The 18,209-nt window shown below is 60.9% G+C and carries 18 protein-coding genes; 17 read left to right on the forward strand and 1 reads right to left on the reverse strand.

Features of this window, described 5'->3' with window-relative positions; translation table 11 throughout:
- The 4 genes from ACN0X0_RS09260 to hypE all read left to right on the forward strand — a co-directional run bounded on the left by ACN0X0_RS09260 (position 1) and on the right by hypE (position 4,090).
- Complete coding sequence (locus tag ACN0X0_RS09260) at positions 1-1,491, forward strand: sigma-54-dependent transcriptional regulator (RefSeq protein WP_417278922.1); 1,491 nt, start codon at positions 1-3, stop codon at positions 1,489-1,491.
- A 3-nt stretch (positions 1,492-1,494) separates the two neighbouring features.
- Positions 1,495-1,785, forward strand: coding sequence for a HypC/HybG/HupF family hydrogenase formation chaperone (hypC, locus tag ACN0X0_RS09265; protein ID WP_226552837.1), 291 nt, complete (start codon positions 1,495-1,497; stop codon positions 1,783-1,785).
- Positions 1,782-2,924 (forward strand): hydrogenase formation protein HypD, encoded by a 1,143-nt coding sequence (gene hypD / locus ACN0X0_RS09270; RefSeq protein WP_417278923.1) that lies wholly within the window; start codon positions 1,782-1,784, stop codon positions 2,922-2,924. Before hypC ends, hypD begins: the two co-directional genes overlap by 4 nt.
- Positions 2,925-3,064: 140 nt before the next feature.
- On the forward strand, positions 3,065-4,090 hold the full coding sequence (gene hypE / locus ACN0X0_RS09275) for a hydrogenase expression/formation protein HypE (RefSeq protein ID WP_417278924.1): 1,026 nt from the start codon (positions 3,065-3,067) through the stop codon (positions 4,088-4,090).
- Positions 4,091-4,106: 16 nt separating this feature from the next.
- Here the strand turns inward: hypE and ACN0X0_RS09280 are convergent, their stop codons facing one another.
- On the reverse strand, positions 4,107-5,123 hold the full coding sequence (locus tag ACN0X0_RS09280; protein ID WP_417278925.1) for a GntR family transcriptional regulator: 1,017 nt from the start codon (positions 5,121-5,123) through the stop codon (positions 4,107-4,109).
- A gap of 296 nt (positions 5,124-5,419) precedes the next feature.
- On the opposite strand from ACN0X0_RS09280, the gene ACN0X0_RS09285 reads away from it, so the two are divergent.
- From ACN0X0_RS09285 to ACN0X0_RS09345, 13 genes are all read left to right on the forward strand, one after another.
- A complete protein-coding gene (locus ACN0X0_RS09285; RefSeq protein WP_417278926.1) occupies positions 5,420-6,442 on the forward strand; it encodes an ABC transporter ATP-binding protein in 1,023 nt (340 codons plus the stop codon).
- Complete coding sequence (locus ACN0X0_RS09290) at positions 6,442-7,353, forward strand: ABC transporter permease (RefSeq protein ID WP_226552842.1); 912 nt, start codon at positions 6,442-6,444, stop codon at positions 7,351-7,353. Before ACN0X0_RS09285 ends, ACN0X0_RS09290 begins: the two co-directional genes overlap by 1 nt.
- A 3-nt stretch (positions 7,354-7,356) precedes the next feature.
- Positions 7,357-8,199, forward strand: a complete 843-nt coding sequence (locus tag ACN0X0_RS09295) for an ABC transporter permease (protein ID WP_066704814.1) — start codon at positions 7,357-7,359, stop codon at positions 8,197-8,199.
- Complete coding sequence (locus ACN0X0_RS09300) at positions 8,196-8,927, forward strand: SDR family NAD(P)-dependent oxidoreductase (RefSeq protein WP_417278927.1); 732 nt, start codon at positions 8,196-8,198, stop codon at positions 8,925-8,927. The genes ACN0X0_RS09295 and ACN0X0_RS09300 overlap by 4 nt, the downstream gene beginning before the upstream one ends.
- A gap of 24 nt (positions 8,928-8,951) precedes the next feature.
- Positions 8,952-9,704, forward strand: a complete 753-nt coding sequence (locus tag ACN0X0_RS09305) for an SDR family NAD(P)-dependent oxidoreductase (protein ID WP_219786433.1) — start codon at positions 8,952-8,954, stop codon at positions 9,702-9,704.
- 78 nt (positions 9,705-9,782) lie between these two features.
- Complete coding sequence (locus tag ACN0X0_RS09310; protein WP_417263240.1) at positions 9,783-11,003, forward strand: ABC transporter substrate-binding protein; 1,221 nt, start codon at positions 9,783-9,785, stop codon at positions 11,001-11,003.
- 80 nt (positions 11,004-11,083) lie between these two features.
- Positions 11,084-12,151 carry an ABC transporter ATP-binding protein gene (locus ACN0X0_RS09315; RefSeq protein ID WP_417263239.1) on the forward strand — a complete coding sequence of 356 codons (1,068 nt, stop codon included), beginning with the start codon at positions 11,084-11,086 and terminating at the stop codon, positions 12,149-12,151.
- Between the two features lie 23 nt (positions 12,152-12,174).
- The gene (locus ACN0X0_RS09320; RefSeq protein WP_219786430.1) at positions 12,175-13,053 is read left to right on the forward strand and encodes a polysaccharide deacetylase family protein; all 879 of its coding nucleotides are present in this window, start codon (positions 12,175-12,177) and stop codon (positions 13,051-13,053) included.
- Positions 13,054-13,129: 76 nt separating this feature from the next.
- Positions 13,130-13,462, forward strand: a complete 333-nt coding sequence (locus tag ACN0X0_RS09325; protein ID WP_096805213.1) for a hypothetical protein — start codon at positions 13,130-13,132, stop codon at positions 13,460-13,462.
- Positions 13,459-14,508, forward strand: a complete 1,050-nt coding sequence (locus ACN0X0_RS09330; protein ID WP_417278928.1) for a CobW family GTP-binding protein — start codon at positions 13,459-13,461, stop codon at positions 14,506-14,508. The genes ACN0X0_RS09325 and ACN0X0_RS09330 overlap by 4 nt, the downstream gene beginning before the upstream one ends.
- Positions 14,508-15,701 carry an ABC transporter substrate-binding protein gene (locus tag ACN0X0_RS09335; protein WP_417263236.1) on the forward strand — a complete coding sequence of 398 codons (1,194 nt, stop codon included), beginning with the start codon at positions 14,508-14,510 and terminating at the stop codon, positions 15,699-15,701. Before ACN0X0_RS09330 ends, ACN0X0_RS09335 begins: the two co-directional genes overlap by 1 nt.
- Positions 15,702-15,740: 39 nt before the next feature.
- Entirely contained in the window at positions 15,741-16,724 is a 984-nt protein-coding gene (locus ACN0X0_RS09340; RefSeq protein WP_417278929.1) for an asparaginase, read from the forward strand.
- A gap of 180 nt (positions 16,725-16,904) precedes the next feature.
- Positions 16,905-18,206, forward strand: coding sequence for an ABC transporter substrate-binding protein (locus tag ACN0X0_RS09345; RefSeq protein ID WP_417278930.1), 1,302 nt, complete (start codon positions 16,905-16,907; stop codon positions 18,204-18,206).
- Positions 18,207-18,209: the final 3 nt, after the last annotated feature.

Below are 18,209 nucleotides of genomic sequence, written 5' to 3' on the forward strand. Positions count from 1 at the left end.
ATGTCGGACCCGTTGCCCACGATCCTCTTGGTTGACGACGAGGAACACAGCCTCGCCGCGATGCGCATGGCGCTCGAAGACGACTTCGAATGTCTGACCGCCATGAGTGCCGAAGAGGCGCGTGGCCTGATGCAAGAACATTTCGTGCAGGTGATCTTTTGCGATCACCGCATGCCCGGCACGACCGGCGTCGAGTTTCTGACCGAAGTGCGGGAACACTGGCCCGAAACCGTGCGGATCATCATCACGGGTTATACGGAAACCGGCGACATGATCTCCGCGATCAACGATGCGGGGATCTATCAGTTCCTGACGAAACCGTGGCACCCGGATCATCTGATGATGGTGGCCAAAAACGCGACGGACCTGTTCCGTTTGACGCGTGACCATGATCGCATGTCCTTGGAAATGCGGTATCTGTCGCGTTCTGTCGAAGCCAAGATTGAGGAACAGCGCAAAGCCCTGCGCGAGGGGCTTGGGTTCGAGGCGGTTCTGCGCGCGGTCAATTCGCCGATGAATGCCGTCATCGAACAGGCGCGCCAATTCGCGACCTTCGATGTGCCCGTGGTGATCACCGGCGAAAACGGCACGGGCAAAGGCCAGCTGGCCTGCGCGATGCATTATAGTTCCCTGCGCTCCGAGAAACCCTATTTCGAATTCGATTGCTCCTCCGTCGATGACGACATTCTGGAGATTGAACTTTTTGGCGCGCGGCGCGGCGCCTTGCCCGGGCTGACCAGCCACAAGACGGGGCTGTTCCAAAAGGTGGACAGGGGCACGCTCTATCTTTCCGGCGTTTCCAACCTGTCGCCACGCTTGCAGCTCTTGCTCTTGCGCGCCGTGCGCGATGGGGCGTTTCGTCCCGTGGGTGGCCATGAGTTGCGGCATTCTCAAGTGCGGCTTTTGGCGGGAACGGAGCGCGATCTGCGGATCGAGGTCGCGGAAGGCCGCTTTAATTCCGAGCTTTACTATGCCTTGGCGAAGGCGGGATTGAGCGTGCCGCCGCTGCGCGACCGTGTCGGGGATCTTGCGATTTTGGCGCAAACCCTTTTGTTCGAAATGGCCGAGAAACATGGCAAACCGGTCAGCGGTCTCTCGGACGATGCGCTGCAATTCCTGTCGGAATACGACTGGCCCGGCAACATGCGCGAGCTTGAAAACGAGATCGTGCGAATGTTGATCTTTTCGCAAGACGCGCTTTTGGGACCGGAACTGATTTCGCGTCATATCCTTCAGGCGAGCCCTGGGGCCGATGCGGAAACGGAAACATCCGTTGACCGGGTTTTGATCGGAACCGGCACGTTGAAAGACCGGGTTGAGCAAATCGAAATGCGCATTCTGCGCGAGACGCTGACGCGTTTGAAATGGAACAAAAGCCGCGCTGCCAATGAGCTGGGCCTGTCGCGTGTGGGCCTTCGGGCCAAAATCGAACGCTACGGGTTGGTGGACCAGAAGCGTCATTCTGAGCCAACTTCGAGCGAGGAGGAGTAAGCCATGTGTCTGGGAATTCCGGGACAGATCGTCAAGATCACCGATGAGACGCGCCTGATGGCCTTGGCCGATGTGTCCGGCGTGAAACGTGAGGTCAACATCGCGCCGGTTCTGACCGGGGCCATCGAGGCGTTGATCGGTAAATGGGCCTTGATCCATGTCGGTTTCGCGATGGCGATCATCGACGAAGAGGAGGCCGCAGCCACCTTGAAGGCGCTTCATGATCTGGGAGAGACCCAAGAGGCGCATGAGGCGATGGCCGCAGGGGATCGCGCATTGGAGGTCGGGGCATGAAATACGCTGAGGAATTTCGCGATCCGAAAGCCGCGAAAGCGCTTTTGGCACGGATCGCAGAGCTGACGGATGAGATCGGTGCGACCAAGGAAAAGCCGGTCTACATCATGGAGATTTGCGGCGGCCATACCCATGCGATCTTTCGCTATGGCCTTGATAAGCTGACACCCGAAGGCGTCGAGTTTATCCACGGTCCGGGCTGTCCGGTCTGTGTCCTGCCGATGGCACGGGTCGATGAATGTGTCGAGATTGCCGAGCGCCCGGAGGTGATTTTTACCACCTTCGGGGACGCGATGCGTGTGCCCGGACAGAAGAATTCGCTCATGCAGGCCAAAGCCGCCGGCGCCGACATCCGCATGGTCTATTCGCCTTTGGACGCGCTGGAACTGGCGCGCCGCAACCCGGACCGCGAAGTGGTGTTCTTTGGGCTGGGCTTCGAGACGACGACGCCCTCGACAGCTCTGTCGATCCAGCAGGCGGCGCGCGAAGACCTCACCAATTTCTCGATTTTCTGCAATCACATCACTGTCCCGCCGCCGATCAAGGCGCTTTTGGATGACCCACATATGATGCTCGACGGTTTTGTTGGGCCGGGCCATGTGTCCATGGTGATCGGCACGCATCCCTATGATTTTATCGCCGAAGACTACGGCAAACCCATCGTGGTGGCGGGCTTTGAGCCGCTTGATTTGCTGCAATCGGTGATGATGGTGCTCGAACAAATCCGCGACGGACGGGCGGAGGTCGAAAACCAATACGCGCGGGTTGTGCCGGAACACGGCAACCCGGTGTCGATCGCGGCAATCGCGGATGTCTATGAAATGCGGCCCTCGTTTGAGTGGCGTGGTCTGGGGGAAATTGATCATTCCGGCCTGAAAATCCGTGAAAAATACCGTGCATTTGATGCCGAAGAGAAATTCGGTATCGGCTATGCGGCGGGCCAGCGCTCGGTGCAAGAACCCGAGGGATGCGCCTGTGGGGCGGTGATGACGGGGCGGCTCAAGCCGACGGGATGCCCGCAATTTGGCAAAGGCTGCTCGCCCGAAATGCCTCTGGGCGCTTTGATGGTCAGCTCCGAAGGCGCTTGTGCGGCTTATTATCAATATGGTGGGGCCCGCGCGGCGGATGCCGCGCAATAAGGCATGCGCGGCGGAAGCCGCGCAATAAGGCATGTGCGGCGGATGCCGCGCAATAAGGCATGTGCGGCGGAAGCCGCGGAATAAGACCTGCGCGGCGGACGCCGCAGAATGAGTATTTGAGCCAAGAAGAAAGACGAGACATGGCGCTTAGAGATCAACACGTCACGCTCGCCCATGGAGGCGGCGGCAAAGCGATGCGCGATCTGATCGGAGAGGTGTTCACCTCCGTCTTCGAGCCCGAAAGCTCTGAGGATCAGGCGCGCCTCATGACGGATGCTCTGCAGCAGCCGGGCGCGCGGCTTGCCTTCACGACCGACAGCTTCGTGGTGGATCCGGTCGAATTTCCCGGCGGCAACATCGGCAAGATCGCGGTCTGTGGCACGGTGAACGATCTGGCCGTGGGGGGCGCGACGCCTCTGTGGTTGTCGGCGGCCTTCATCATCGAAGAGGGCACCGACATCGATCTGTTGCGCCGCATCGTCTCTGCGATGAAAGAGGAGGCCGACAAGGCCGGGGTCAAGATCGTCACGGGCGACACGAAAGTCGTCGGGCGCGGTTCTGCGGATAAGGTCTTTGTCACGACCTCCGGCGTGGGCGTGATCCCGCCCGGTCTCGATCTGGGGGCGACGCATGTGCAGCCGGGCGATGTGGCCATTGTGAACCACGTGCTGGGCGATCACGGTGCTGCGATTTTGGCGGCGCGGGGGGACATGGCCTTGAGCGCCGACATTCAATCCGATTGTGCAAGCCTCGGTCACCTCATGGCGGCGGTCTCGGCGGCCTGCCCCTCTCTGCGCTGTGCGCGGGACGCGACCCGTGGCGGCCTCGCGTCTACTCTGAACGAGATCGCGGGGGATGCGGATGTTGCCATTGAAATCTCTGAAGAGACCCTGCCGATCCGGGCGGAAGTCAAAGGTATGTGTGAAATCCTCGGGCTTGATCCGCTTTATCTTGCCAACGAAGGCACTCTGGTGGTGTTCGTCGCGCCAGAGGAGGTCGACGCCGCCCTGTCTGCCATGCGATCCGTCCCGGAGGGAGAAGGTGCTGTTGTGATCGGTCAGGCGAAAGTTGCCGGAGCGGGGCCAAGAGTGACGATGCGGACCCTGTTCGGCGGGGGGCGCATCGTTGATATGTTGGTCGGAGAACAGCTGCCGCGCATTTGTTGACGGCGGCTGCGACGTCTCACGTAAATTGTAGGTAAGACGGGAAATCGGATGGCGGTGGCAGGATCGCGGTGATCTTGAGCTGGGCAATCGTGCGGTCGCGTGCCTTTTTCAAATGCATCGCCAACATGCTTTCCGCAGCCCTGATAGAACCCGCGAGCGCCAGTTCGATCACCTGAGCCAGCTCAAGGATGGATTGCGTGTCGGGCGGCAGGCCCAGCGAGAAGAACGCAGCCTGACAGGCCTCCAATGCCAGTCGGTTGTTGGTGGCGTAATTCGCCAAATCTTCGTTCGGCGTGGTCAGCACCACCATTTCGAAAAACCGTCGATCCACCGAGAACCATTGCGCAGGCGTCGGGGCGCTCTGTGCGGAGAGGGCGCGAATTTCCTCGGCCAATTCCCGCAGTTGCTCGGTCGGAAGTTTCGCCGAAGACAGCGCTGCCACCTCCAAAATGCCGCGCAATTCGTATTTGTCTTTGATCTTCTTTGACGTCAGGGGTTCAACGATCCAGCGCGACGTGCGGCTTTTGTGGATCAGGCCGCGCTCCTGAAGACGGCCCAGCACATCGCGGACGATGGTGCGGGATACGCCATACTCCTCCGCCATTTGCCCCTCAAAGATACGGTAGCCGCCGAACACCGGACAACGTGTGACGTAATAGGCAACATCATCGTAGACCCGCAGCCAGCTTGGCTTTCCGGCGCTGCCGTCGAGCGTGGTCAGGTCAAGCTCAATCTGGCGCAGGTCCTCGCGCTTCGGGATATTTTGCTTCCCGGGTAAAGGGTTAGAGACCACAAAGCCGCGGCCGGAAAACCGCGCGACGCCGCCTTCGTCCTCAATGATCTCCAAGGCGCGTTTGACCGTCGCGCGTGACATGTCGAGCCGCTCGGACAGCGCGCTCTCTTGCAGGACGAGGCCGGGATAGAGGTAGCCCTGGGCGATATTGTTGCGAATGAGTTCGGCCGCCAGTTCGAAAAGAGGCGCGCGCTTGTCACTGTCGTCGCTGGTGCGGGACGTGGCTTCGGTAACGGTCATCATAGCCTCTTTCCGTGAATCTTCTCCTGACAATAGGTGGCTGCTGGAATGGTTGGAAGCAATTTGTTTTTGAATACAGAAAGTCGATAAATTTAAAATCTCGTCTTCTTAAATTTTCCTTCTGATCAAAAAAATAGCTAAATTGTCTAATTATAGGGCAAAAATCTGAAATCCCTATCGCGCGATGCGTGTAAAAAATGATTTTTGGAATGCAAAAGTCATTTTTTACTTTGCCGACTCGAGTGAATTGATGTTTGTATCAAGAAAATCGAAAAACTCGACGCGGGGAATATTCAGTGCTGACTCTCAATCAGGTAAGTCGCCGATATGGCGGTGCGACGGCCTTGGATGGCGTGGACTTCGTCGTTCCGGAAAACACCTACATGGCCCTGTTGGGGGCGTCCGGGGCAGGTAAGACGACGTTGTTGCGTCTCATCGCGGGGTTCGAAGAGCCGGATCAGGGCACGATTTCTCTGAATGGCGCGCGCATCGACGGCCAGCCTTCGCATCTGCGTGACATTGGTTTCGTGTTTCAGAACTTCGCGCTGTTTCCGCATCTGACTGTGGCGGAGAACGTCGCTTTCGGTCTGCGGCATCGCGCCCATGCGCCCCTGACCAATGAGACCGAGATCAAAGACCGCACCGATGCCGCTCTGGAGTTGGTCGGTCTAACCGGCTTTGGCCATCGCGGCGTGAGCGCGATTTCCGGCGGTCAAAGACAACGCGTCGCGCTGGCCCGCACCTTGGTGTGTGAGCCGAGGATCGTTCTGCTCGATGAGCCACTCGGCGCGCTTGATGCCAACCTGCGCGCGCGGATGTGCGACGAGTTGAAGGCGATCCGCGAACGGCTTGGCGTCAGCTTCCTGCATGTCACCGGCTCCGAGACCGAAGCGCTCACCATGGGCGATCAGGTTGCCGTGCTCGCCAATGGGCGGATCATGCAATCCGACGCGCCGGACATGTTGTTCAGCCATCCCGGCAATGCCGAGGCCGCGCGCCACCTCAATGCGTGGAATATTTTCGATGCCAGTCTTTGTCGTGGTGACTTGGGGCAGGGACCGATCGCAGTGCGGTTCGATCAGATCGATGTGAGCGCCGAAACGGCCGCCCCGTCCGAGCGCCCATCGTTGCACGCCACCTATCTCACCGGCGAATTCAACGGGCCGACCGCCTTGTCATTCTTCCGCGCCGCAGACGGCACCCTCTTGCAGGTCGTCGATCACCTCAGCCAGCCGCGCCTTCCCGATCTGGTCGAAGGCCAAGGCTATGACCTTCATTTCGCAGCCGATGCCCTGCGCCAATTCCACGGAGCCGACTGATGACTGCCCTCACGACGGACACCCCGTCCACCACCCCCCATTCCCCCGCCGAGCTTCGCGAGAAAAAGGACCGTCGCCGCGCCATCGCGCTTTTGTCGCCGGGGCTTTTGTGGATGACACTTTTCATGGTCCTGCCGATGGCCATGGTGATCTATGTGTCCTTCTGGACCCAGACCACCTTCTCTGTAAACTCGACCCTGACCACGGCCAGCTGGGAGCGGTTCTTGAGTTCCGCGACCTATCTGGGCGCGATCTGGACCACGCTGCGGATTTGGCTCATCGTTCTGATTGCGACCATCGTCGTTGGCTATCCGGTGGCTTTGTTCATCGGGCTTTTCGTGCGCAACAAGACGCTTCAGACCGCGCTCTTAGTCGCCTGTGTGATCCCGTTCTGGACCTCGTTTCTGATCCGCGTCATCGCATGGCGTCCGATGTTGGGCACCGAAGGGGCGATCAACATGATCCTGATGAAACTCGGGATCATCTCTGAACCGCTGACCTTTTTGCTGTTCTCTGAATTCTCCGTCCTCGTTGGTATGACCCAGATTTACTGCGTGTTCATGGTCGGGCCGATCACCTTCATGCTGGGCCGGATCGACATCTCCGTGATCGAAGCTGCGCGGGATCTCGGCGCCTCTTTCGGGACGATTTTCCGCCGCATCATCCTGCCTCTGTCGCTGCCGGGGGTCATGGTCGGGTCGATCTTTGTCTCTGTCATGGTGCTGGGCGAGTTTGCCACCGCCGCCTCGCTGTCTGGCCGTAAGACCAACCTCTTGGGCAACATCATCGTGAGCCAGGTGGGCTCTCTCAAATGGGCCTTCGCCGCCGTCGCCGGTGTGGTTCTCACCATCATCATCACCGCCGTGATCGCGCTCGCGCTGCGTCTCGTCGATCTGCGAAAGGAAATGTGAGCCATGGAATCCCGTATCCTGCGTCCGACGCTCGCCCTTTATACCGTCCTCTTTCTGCTGTTTCTTTATGGTCCGATGATCGTTCTCACGATCCTGTCGTTCCAAAGCGCCGATGGCGGTCCGCAATTCCCGATCCGCGAGTGGTCCGTCTACTGGTATGAGCACCTCTTGGGCTTTGCCGAAACCTCCCGCGTGTCGCAGCTTCCGGTGGGCGATAGCCTGCTGCGCTCGATCGTGCTGGCCTTCATGACCACCGTGGTCTCGACCGTTCTGGGCGTCATGAGCGCCGAAGCCTTCCGCACCCGGTTCAAGGGCTCGGGGCCGGCGTTTTACCTGATCATCCTCGGCATGATGGTGCCCGGCGTTTTGGTGGGGCTTGGCATGGCGCTTTTGTCCAACACTCTGGGCATTGCCCGGGCGTGGTGGGGCACCTCTTTCGTGCTGCATGTGGTCTACACCTATCCCTTCGCCTTCCTTGTGATGCTGGCCATCTTCAACCGGTTCGACCGCACCGTCGAAGAAGCCTCGCTCTCATTGGGTGTAAGCCCGGCGCAGACCTTCCGCCGCGTGACCTTCCCGATCATCTTCCCGGGCGTGCTCTCCGCCATGCTGTTCTCCTTCACGCTCAGCTATGACGAATTCGCCCGCACGCTCTTTACGGCCGGTCGCGATCTGACGCTGCCACTGGCGATCTACGGGACGTTCTCGGTGGAGATCTATCCCAACATCTTCGCCTTCGGGGTGCTGACCACGCTGTTCAGCTTCACGCTTCTGGTGATCTACGGCCTCTTGATGAAACGCTTCACCTCAAAGGCCTCCCGTTATTCTGGTCAGGAGGACGCATGATGATTGCTCTCGTCACGGGCGCAGGCTCAGGCATCGGTGCGGCCATCGCGCTTCGCCTTGCCGCCGACGGCCACAGGGTTGCCGTCAACGATCTCTCGCTTGAGGCCGCCAAGGCGACCGTCGAGAAAATCCACGCAGCCGGCGGTGTCGCAGGTGCCTATGCAGCCGATGTCAGCGATGAGGTCGCCGTCACAGAGATGGTCGAACTGATCACCGAAGATTTCGGCGCGCCGGAGATTTTGGTCAATAACGCGGGCTTTGGCCATCAGGCGCGGTTCACCGAGATCGAGCTCGCCATGTTCGACAAAATTTTTGCCGTCCATGTGCGGGGCAACTACCTTTGTACCCGTGCTTGTTTGCCCGCGATGCTGGCAAAGGGGCAGGGGCATATCGTCAATATCGCCTCGCAGCTCGGTCAAATCGGTGGGGTGGAACTGGTTCATTACGCCGGTGCCAAGGCCGCCGTGATCGGCATGACGAAATCACTTGCCCGCGAGGTTTCGACCCAGGGCGTGCGTGTCAATGCCGTGGCGCCCGGACCGATCAACACGCCGCTCGTCGAGGCGCTTTCCGAGGATTGGAAGACCGCGAAACGCGCGGAACTGCCGCTCGGGCGCTTTGGCTCTCCGGCAGAGATCGGCGGTGTCGTCTCCTTCCTCGTCTCTGACGATGCCGCTCTGTTCGTCGGGCAAACGCTCGGGCCGAACTCCGGCGACGTCATGTTGTGATCCCAGAAAATGGAAAGCTCTCAAATGGATAAACGTATTGTTCTCGTCACCGGTGCGGGCATCGGCATCGGTCGCGCAGCCGCTCTGGCCTTTGCGGCCAAGGGCGATCATGTGATCGTCACCGATGTGCTCGAAGACAAAGGTCAAGCGGTCGTAGCTGAGATCGAAGCCGCGGGCGGCAGTGCCGAGTTTCACGCGCTGAACGTGCGCTCGACCGAGGCGGCGGATGCGCTGGTTGGTGGTCTCAACGAACGCTTCGGCGGCATCGACGTGATTGTCGCCAACGCCGGGATCGCCCTGCGTGTGCCGATGGCGGAAATGACCGATGAGACCTGGCACGAAACGCTCGACGTCGATCTTTACGGCATGATGCGGGTGATCCGCCCGGCGCTTCCGGCGATGAAAGAAGGCGCGTCGATCATCTGCCTCTCCTCGATCATGGGCACCAACTACGGTTGGGACGAGCATGTGCATTACTCCACCGCCAAATCCGGTGTGATCGGTCTCATTCGCGGCCTCGCCGTCGAATTTGCCGCCAAAGGCATTCGCGTCAACGGTGTCGCCCCCGGCTATATCCGCACCGCGCAACTGCTCAATCCCGGCCACAGCCTTGGCCCGGACGCGGCCGAGATCGCCTCGCCCTACATTCCGATGAAGCGTCTGGGCGAGCCCGCCGAGATCGCCAATGTCATCACTTTTCTCGCCTCCTCCGATGCCTCTTACCTCACTGGTCAGGTCATCACCGTGGACGGGGGGCTGACCCCCGGCCGCTACTGAGGTCGCCAACGAGGGGCGACGAACGCCCCCGCACCAACACTCAATGTCACCACGTCATCATCAACAGGGAAAGACACCATGACTTTGACACCCAATCGCCGTAGCTTTTTGAAATACGGGGCCGCCGCGGGCGCTGCCGCCCTCGGCTCGGGTCTGCACCCGTGGTCGCGCATGGCCTATGCCGCCAATCTTTCGGAGCAGGAATTGCGCACCACCGGTCTCTCGACCACCGTGCAAGACCGTATTCTCGAGATGTTCAAGGCCGCGTCCGGCGTCGGCACCACCTCCGGCACACCATCCACCTACCCGGATGCGCAGACCAAAATCCTCTCCGGCTCGTCCGATTACGACTGCTGGGAAATCATCGGCGAACGTCTTCCGGCGCTGATCGCGACCGACAACGTCGAACCCATTCCGGCGGCTGAGCTGCCGAACTGGGCCTCGATCCGCGACACCTTCACCACCACCAATCCGAAATGGGATGCGCGCGCGCAAATCTCCGGTCAGATCTGGGCGGATGATGCCAAAACCCAGCTCTACATGGTGCCGGCGGTCTACAACTTTGACTCCATCGGCTATAATCCCGAGGTCCTCACCGACGAGGAAGCCAACACCTGGACCGCGCTGTTCGATGAGAAATGGAAGGGCAAATCCGGTCTGAACGTCGACCCGCTCATCGCCATCGGTCAGGCCATCCTCGCCATGAACTCGCTCGGTCTGCTGGAGGCCAAGAACCCCGGCAACCCGACGATGGACGAGATCGACGAAGCGGCGAAGTTCCTGATCTCCAAAAAGAAAGACGGTCAGTTCCGTGCGCTTTGGGGCGACTTCGGCGAGCTCGTCAACCTGATGGCCTCCGGCGAAATGGTCGTCTGCGACGCATGGCAGCCCGCCGTCATGGCCGTCAAAGCCCAAGGTAAGCCCGCCAAATACGCGACGCCGAAAGAAGGCACGCGCGGTTGGGCGATCGGGCCGTCGATGCTCAAAGGCACGCCGAACCGCGAAGCCGTCATCGCCTATGCCAACTTCTGGCTGTCGGGCGAGCCGGGCATCGCGGTCACCGAACAGGGCTACTACTCGCCCTCGACCAGCATCAAAGAGGCGATGGACCCCGACGCCTATGCCTTCTGGTACGAAGGTGCGCCGTGGAAAGGCGAAGCCGAGCGCGGCATCAACCCGGGCGATCTGCGCGATGGCGGCTCTCTCGAAGAGCGCGCGTCCAACGTCGCTTACTGGCACCAGTGGCCGGATGAATACGACCATCTGATCATGCGTTGGGACGAATTCCTGAACGCCTGATCCGAGCAGGCGGGCGGCCCTCTTCCCCTCTTCAGGGTCGCCCGCCCATGTCCTGCACTTCAAACACGAAAGCTGATCGCATGATCTACGATCTCGAGCTGATTTCCGTCGGCAAAACCTATTCCGATGGCACCGTTGCTGTTTCCGACTTCGATCTGAAGGTGGAAAAGGGCGAATTCGTGGCCTTTCTCGGCCCGTCGGGCTGCGGCAAATCCACCACGCTGCGGATGATCGCCGGGTTCGAGGACATCACCAATGGCGAGGTCATGATGATGGGTCAGAATGTGACCCACATCCCGCCGGAAAAGCGTCCGACCTCGATGATTTTCCAAAACTACGCGCTTTTTCCGCATATGACGGTGCGCGAGAATGTCGCCTTTGGCCTCGACGTCAAAGGCACGCCCAAGGCAGAGCGCAACCGCAAGGTGGATCGCATCCTCGACATGTTCGATCTGGAGCAATTCGCGGATCGCAAGGCCGACAAACTGTCGGGCGGTCAGCGTCAGCGGATTGCACTGGCGCGGGGGCTCGTGGTTGAACCCGAGATCCTGTTGCTCGACGAGCCTCTGGGCGCGCTCGACGCCAACCTGCGTCGGATCATCCAGAACGAATTGAAACTGTTGCAGCGCGAGCTGGGCATCACATTTATCTTTGTGACCCACGCGCAATCCGAGGCTTTGGGCCTGTCGGACCGTGTCGTCGTCATGTCGAACGGTGTGGTCGAACAAATCTCCGCCCCGCGCGAGCTGTACCGCCGCCCCCAAACGCCCTTTGTCGCGGATTTCATCGGCTCGAACACGGTGTTCGAAGGCACGGCCAAAGGCGCGGCGGGCACAGGTTTCGGTATGATCGAGACCCCCTACGGCATGATGAAAGGCGTGGGCCAGGGCGATGAGACCCTCGCGGTCGTTCCCGCCGAAGCCTTCCGCATCGCGCCGCAGAACTCGCCGGACGAGATTCGCATCGACGGCGTTCTGGCCGAACGTCATCTCGTCGGCGCGGTTGGGCATCTTAAGGTGCGCCTGCCGGGCGAGCGCGACGTCGCCGTCGAAGTCAGTGCGGATCGTCCCGAAGTGCGCGCCCTGACGCTTGGGGCGCCGGTCACCCTCGGGATCGACCCGGCCTCCATCACCCTCATTCACGCTTAATTATCCAACAGGAGACTTATCCAATGGCAAAAGAAATTCTCGTCGGTTTCGGGATTGATGTGGACGCCGTGGCCGGCTGGCTCGGCTCCTACGGCGGCGAAGACAGCCCGGACGATATTTCCCGCGGCATGTTCGCGGGCGAGGTCGGTTCGATCCGTCTGCTCGATCTCTTCGACAAGCTCGGCATCAAAACCACCTGGTTCATCCCCGGTCACTCCGCCGAAACCTTCCCGGAGCAGATGAAAGAGGTCGCCAAGCGCGGTCACGAGATCGGCATTCACGGCTACAGCCACGAAAACCCGATCGCCATGACTCCGGAACAGGAAGAGGCCGTTCTGGACAAATGTATCGATCTGATCACCGAGCTGTCCGGCAAACGTCCGACCGGTTATGTGGCGCCGTGGTGGGAATTCTCGCCGGTGTCCAACGAGCTGCTTTTGAAAAAAGGCATCAAGTATGACCACTCTCTGATGCACAAAGATTTCGAACCCTACCGTGTGCGCGTGGGCGACAGCTGGACCAAGATCGACTACGCGGGCAAGCCGGAAGACTGGATGAAGCCCTTGGAGCGTGGCGAGGAAACCGATCTGATCGAGATCCCGGCCAACTGGTATCTCGACGACCTGCCGCCGATGATGTTCATCAAGAAATCGCCGAACTCGCATGGTTTCGTGAACCCGCGCGACATTGAGCAGATGTGGCAGGACCAGTTCGACTGGGTCTATGAAAACATGGATTACGCGGTTTTCCCGATCACCATCCACCCTGACGTCTCCGGTCGTCCGCAGGTGCTTTTGATGCTCGAACGTCTGTTCAAGCACATGGCCTCGCATGAGGGCGTCAAATTTGTCACCATGAACGAGATGGCGGACAATTACGACGCGAAATTCCCACGCGGCTGACTCCTCGTGGGGTCACTGGGCGGACGGCCACCCCTGTGCCGTCCGTCTTTTTCGACGGATTTGAGAGGAGCGGAGCATGTGTTCCCTGTGCGGTATTCTCGGGTGTGACGATCACTGGACCAACGCGATTGCGCGGCCGGGCGTCTACACACGCAACCACGATATGCCCGCCCGTCGGGCCGAGGCCGCGCGCCGCATGAAAGCTGCGAATGACATTCTCTCTTACCGCCGTGTCAAACTCGATGTCTGGCAGGGGCGGTCCTATGTCGTAACCTCTCCGACCGGGGCGTCGAGCGTGTTTGAGGCGCTGTCGCATCTCTGGCCCGAGGCCGAAGCCCTCGCGGGCCGCGACTTTGATCCGCTTGATGATGCGTTGATTTCCTGGATGGAAGCGCGAGGTGACGCATGACGCCTGTTGTTCTGCTCACCGGGTTTCTGGGCTCCGGCAAAACCACGCTGTTGCAACGCCTGTTGCAAGACCCGTCGATGGCGGGGGCGGCGGTGTTGATCAACGAATTCGGCGAGGTGGGGCTTGATCACCACCTGCTCGACCGCATCGACGACAATGTCGTCTTGCTCAAATCCGGCTGTATTTGTTGCACCGTGCGTGGCGAGGTGGCCGACGCTCTCTCCAATCTCGACAGCCTGCGCGCCCGCGGCGAGATTGCCTTTGACCGCGTGGTGATCGAGACCACCGGGCTGGCCGATCCATATCCGGTGTTGCAGACCCTGACCGCGCATCCGGTGCTGCGCTCGCATTTCACCAATGGCGGGGTGCTGACCACGGTCGATGCCGTCAACGCGCGGCTTCAGGTCGAGCATCGCGCCGAAGCCGTGCGCCAGATCGCGGCGGCGGATCGCATTGTGTTGACCAAAACCGATCTAGCTGAGCCGGGCGAGGATCAGGCCCTGCGCGACCGTTTGGCCCGGATCAACCCGGCGGCGCGGATCATGACCACGCAGGAGCCGGTCGAGACCATCCTCGGTGGCTTTGGCCCTGCCGCCTTTGCCGCGGCTTTGGTGACGCAGGAAGCGCATTCGTGCGGGCCTGCCTGTGATCATGAGGGGCACGACCATCATCACCATCATCACCATGCGCACAGCCATCACAACGCGGCACATCACGACGAAGCCCTAGGCGTGACAAGCTTTTCCCTCGTCATTGAGGGTGAGATCGATTGGACTATGTTCGGAACCTGGCTTACACTCTTGCTGCATAAGCATGGTGATAGGATTTTCAGGGTGAAGGGTATTTTGGCGCTCAAAGGCGAAGACAAACCGATCGCGATTCACGGCGTGCAGCATCTCGTGCACGCGCCCACACACATGACGCATTGGCCAGATGGCCCGCGCCAGTCGCGCATCGTCTTTATTCTCGAAGGGCTCTCGCCCGAACAAATCCGCCGCAGCTTTGCCGCGTTCACGGGGCTCTCCGGCGTCCGGGCCGCCGCCTGATGACGGAGCCGCTTCGTATTCTCACCACGGAAATTCAACCCTGGCGCTTTCTCAAGGATCGCGCCGAGGCGGATCTGGGGTTTTCGCTCGAATTCATCGAGATGGATTTCAACAGCGCGCAACGCACCGCCGCGCTCGATCCGTCCAGCTATGACATCTACGATCAGTGTTTCCACAACCTCGACATCGTCTGGTATTGGCGGGCCGTGCAGGCCATCGACACCCGCCGGATCACCCATTGGGACGATCTCGACGAGCTGTCGCGGATCATGGGGACAAGCGGGCGTCAGGCCCTGGGCGACGTGCCCGCCTCGCGGCTTTTCGTGCAGCATGACATGACGCTCTCGGACAGTCCGAGCGGTCAGATTTCCATGCTGCCGACCTTTTACAACTTCGACAGTTTTGGGGTGGAGACCGAGGGGCTGGATGTGGATCGCGACATCCGAAGCTGGGCGGCGCTTTTGGACCCGCAATGGGCAGGACGGGTGTCTTTGGTCGATGAGCCTGCCATTGGTCTCTTCGATCTGGCGCTGGCGCTGTCGGCCTCGGGGCAGATCGAATTCGAGAACATGGGCAACATGTCCGTGGCGGAAATCGACGCCCTTATCGATCATGGCAAGAGCCTCATTCATGCGGGTCATCTGAGCCCCTTCTGGCTGCGCGCCGATGAACCGGTCGAGCGGTTTATGAGCGGCGAGTTGAAACTCGCTTCGATCTGGTCGCCGACGATTGTGGAAATGAAACGCCGCGGCATTCACGTGCGCCAAGCCCGCCCGCTCGAAGGCTACCGCGCCTGGCATGGCGGCATGTGCCTGTCGCGCCTGTTGAAAGACGACAAACTCGACCGGGCCTATGACTGGCTGAACTGGTATCTCGATGGTTACGCGGGGTCCGTCGTGGCGCGTCAGGGCTATTACATGTCCGTGCCGGACCGCGTGAAAGCGCATATGTCCGAGGCCGAATGGGACTATTGGTACGAGGGCCTTCCTGCGTCGCAAGAACTCGTTGACGTGGCCGGGCGTCCGGCGATCCGTCCGGGCGAAACCCGCTCCGGTGGGTCGCGCAGGGACCGTGCGCACCACATCGCGATCTGGAACTCGACCATGGACGAACACAATTACGCCGTGCGCCGTTGGAGCGAGTTGGTCGATCTTGCCGCCGCGAAAGGCCGCGCACAACGGCGCGCCAGTTAGGGCCGTTCTCTTGAAATTGTTGAACACGGAAAGACACCGATGAAACATGTCGTCTTGATCGCCACGGGCGGAACCATCGCCTCCGCCGCCGATAAAACCGCCGGTGCTGTCAATGCCGGGCTGAGCGGTGAGAGCCTGCTCGCGAGCCTGCATCAGCCGCTGGGCGGCATCACGGTCACCGTCGAGAATTTCGAAGCGGCAGGCAGCTATGCACTTGATCTTGCGACCATTCACCGGCTCTGCGCCCGGATCGACGAGGTTCTGGCCGGGGATGACGTGGACGGCGTTGTCGTCACCCATGGCACCGACACGATGGAGGAAAGCGCGTTTCTCGCCTGGCTTTTGGTCAAAAGCGACAAGCCCGTGGTCTTCACCGGCGCGCAGCGTCATGCCGGTCAGCCCGACACCGACGGTCCGCGCAACATTCATGACGCGATCTGTGCCGCCGCCAGTGCCGATCTGACGGGCGTTGGCGCCGTGATCCTCTTTGAGGGCGACATCCACGGCGCACGCTATGTGACGAAGGCGCATACCTCGCGGGTCGACACCTTCCGCTCCGTGGGCCTCGGTAAATTCGGCGAGGTCGATCACGGTACAGTCCATCTCTACACTCGCCCGGCCAAGGCCCGCGTGGCGCTGGACACCCCTGCGCTCGATCAGAATGTCGAGTTGATCGGCGTGGGCCTCGGCTCGACGCCGCGTCTGATGGAACTGGCGGGGCAGGCGGGCGCGACGGGGATCGTTTTGTCGGCTTTCGGCCGTGGCAACGCGCCCAAAGGCTTTGCCAACGCCACCGCGCGCCTCATCGCTTCGGGGTGCCCGGTCGTGGTGGCGTCCCGCTGTCACGAGGGCCGCACGCAGGCGATCTATGGCAAGGACAGCGGCGGCGTGACTTTGGTGGAAAACGGCGCACTCCTTGCGGGAGACCTCTCGGCGGTCAAAGCGCGGCTGCTGCTTTCGGCCCTTTTGGGCAAAGGCTTGCGCGACGCCGATCTGGCCAAGGCCTTGGCCGCCTACGCCTAAGGGCTGCGGCCTCTCCAAATGACCTCTTCTGGCGGGATTTCACCCTGTGAAATCCTCCGGGAATCTTCCTATGTGACCTCCGGCAAACCCCGCATAGTGGGCGCACCGGGTGACGTGACTAAATCGCGTCAGGGAGGCCCGGAACAATCAAGGCGCGCCAAGCGCCTCAGGGAGGAACTCATGACACATTCGAAACGCCCCCGCGCCGGCGGGGTCTCAAGACGTGCCTTTGCCGCAGGGCTTGCGAGCCTGCCTTTGCTTACCGCCGCGCGCGGGCTTATGGCCGCCGATGGCGCACCGATCCGCATCGGTTTCATCTCGCCGCGCTCCGGACCGCTGGCCGCCTTTGGCGAGGCCGATCCCTTTATCCTCGATCTGGTGCGCAAGGCTGTCGCCGGAGGCGTCTCGATGGACGGTGAAACGCGCGAGGTCGAAATCCTCGACCGCGACACGCAATCCGACCCGGCCCGTGCGGCCCAGCTTGCGAGCGATCTGATCAATGGCGAAGGCGTCCAGATCATCCTCGCCTCTTGCACGCCTGAGACCATCAACCCGGTGGCAGACGCCTGCGAGGCGGCGGGTGTGCCCTGTGTCTCGACCGTGATGCCGTGGGAAGCATTCTATTTTGGCCGTGGTGCAAAACCCGGTGAACCCAGCCCGTTCAAATATTCCTACCATTTCGGCTTTGGCGTCGATGAATTCGCTGAGGCCTATATCTCGCAGTGGAACGCGCTCGACACCAACAATAAGGTCGGCGTGCTCTATCCGAACGATGCCGATGGCAATGCCGTGCGCGCCATGCTCGCGCCGCAACTTCAGGCCGCGGGGTTCGAAGTGTTCGATCCGGGCGCGTTTGAGAGCTTTACCTCCGATTACACCACGCAAATCCGCTATTTCCGCGAGAACGGCGTGGAGATCATCAATTCCTTCGCCCTGCCGCCCGATTTTGCCACCTTCTGGCGCCAGTCCGCGCAACAGGGGCTGAGCCGTCAGGTCAAGATCGTGCAGGTCGCCAAGACCGGCCTGTTCCAATCCGACATTGAGGCCATGGGCTCGCTCGGGCCGAGACTCGCCTCCGCCGTCTATTGGCACCGCGATATGCCCTATAGCTCGCCCACCACGGGGCACAGCGCCGAGGCGCTCGCCGCCGCCTATGAGACCGAAACCGGGCGGCAATGGATGCTGCAACTCGGGGCCTCTCTGGCGCTGTTTGACGTCGCCTTGGCCGCGCTCGATCAAAGCGGCGCGCCGATGGAGCGTGACGCCATCGCGACCGCGATCTCGCAGCTCAACGTCGAGACGGTGAACGGCAGGGTCGATTTCACCTCCGGCCCGGTGCCCAATGTGGCGCATGGCCCGATCCTCGGCTCGCAATGGCAGCCGGTCGCGGGCAGTGGCTTTCCACTCAGCCAGGTGCTGACCGAAAACGCCACCGATCCGAACGTGCCGGTGGCGGGCACGTTGATGCCCTACAACGGGTGAGCG

It is taken from the genome of Celeribacter sp. (genome assembly GCF_048270365.1).
GTDB lineage: Bacteria > Pseudomonadota > Alphaproteobacteria > Rhodobacterales > Rhodobacteraceae > Celeribacter.

Coding starts and splice junctions, on each gene's coding strand:
- ACN0X0_RS09260 (WP_417278922.1), top strand. CDS start 1: ATGTCGGACCCGTTGCCCACGATCCTCTTGGTTGACGACGAGGAACAC.
- hypC (WP_226552837.1), top strand. CDS start 1,495: ATGTGTCTGGGAATTCCGGGACAGATCGTCAAGATCACCGATGAGACG.
- hypD (WP_417278923.1), top strand. CDS start 1,782: ATGAAATACGCTGAGGAATTTCGCGATCCGAAAGCCGCGAAAGCGCTT.
- hypE (WP_417278924.1), top strand. CDS start 3,065: ATGGCGCTTAGAGATCAACACGTCACGCTCGCCCATGGAGGCGGCGGC.
- ACN0X0_RS09280 (WP_417278925.1), bottom strand. CDS start 5,123: ATGACCGTTACCGAAGCCACGTCCCGCACCAGCGACGACAGTGACAAG.
- ACN0X0_RS09290 (WP_226552842.1), top strand. CDS start 6,442: ATGACTGCCCTCACGACGGACACCCCGTCCACCACCCCCCATTCCCCC.
- ACN0X0_RS09295 (WP_066704814.1), top strand. CDS start 7,357: ATGGAATCCCGTATCCTGCGTCCGACGCTCGCCCTTTATACCGTCCTC.
- ACN0X0_RS09300 (WP_417278927.1), top strand. CDS start 8,196: ATGATGATTGCTCTCGTCACGGGCGCAGGCTCAGGCATCGGTGCGGCC.
- ACN0X0_RS09305 (WP_219786433.1), top strand. CDS start 8,952: ATGGATAAACGTATTGTTCTCGTCACCGGTGCGGGCATCGGCATCGGT.
- ACN0X0_RS09310 (WP_417263240.1), top strand. CDS start 9,783: ATGACTTTGACACCCAATCGCCGTAGCTTTTTGAAATACGGGGCCGCC.
- ACN0X0_RS09315 (WP_417263239.1), top strand. CDS start 11,084: ATGATCTACGATCTCGAGCTGATTTCCGTCGGCAAAACCTATTCCGAT.
- ACN0X0_RS09320 (WP_219786430.1), top strand. CDS start 12,175: ATGGCAAAAGAAATTCTCGTCGGTTTCGGGATTGATGTGGACGCCGTG.
- ACN0X0_RS09325 (WP_096805213.1), top strand. CDS start 13,130: ATGTGTTCCCTGTGCGGTATTCTCGGGTGTGACGATCACTGGACCAAC.
- ACN0X0_RS09330 (WP_417278928.1), top strand. CDS start 13,459: ATGACGCCTGTTGTTCTGCTCACCGGGTTTCTGGGCTCCGGCAAAACC.
- ACN0X0_RS09335 (WP_417263236.1), top strand. CDS start 14,508: ATGACGGAGCCGCTTCGTATTCTCACCACGGAAATTCAACCCTGGCGC.
- ACN0X0_RS09340 (WP_417278929.1), top strand. CDS start 15,741: ATGAAACATGTCGTCTTGATCGCCACGGGCGGAACCATCGCCTCCGCC.
- ACN0X0_RS09345 (WP_417278930.1), top strand. CDS start 16,905: ATGACACATTCGAAACGCCCCCGCGCCGGCGGGGTCTCAAGACGTGCC.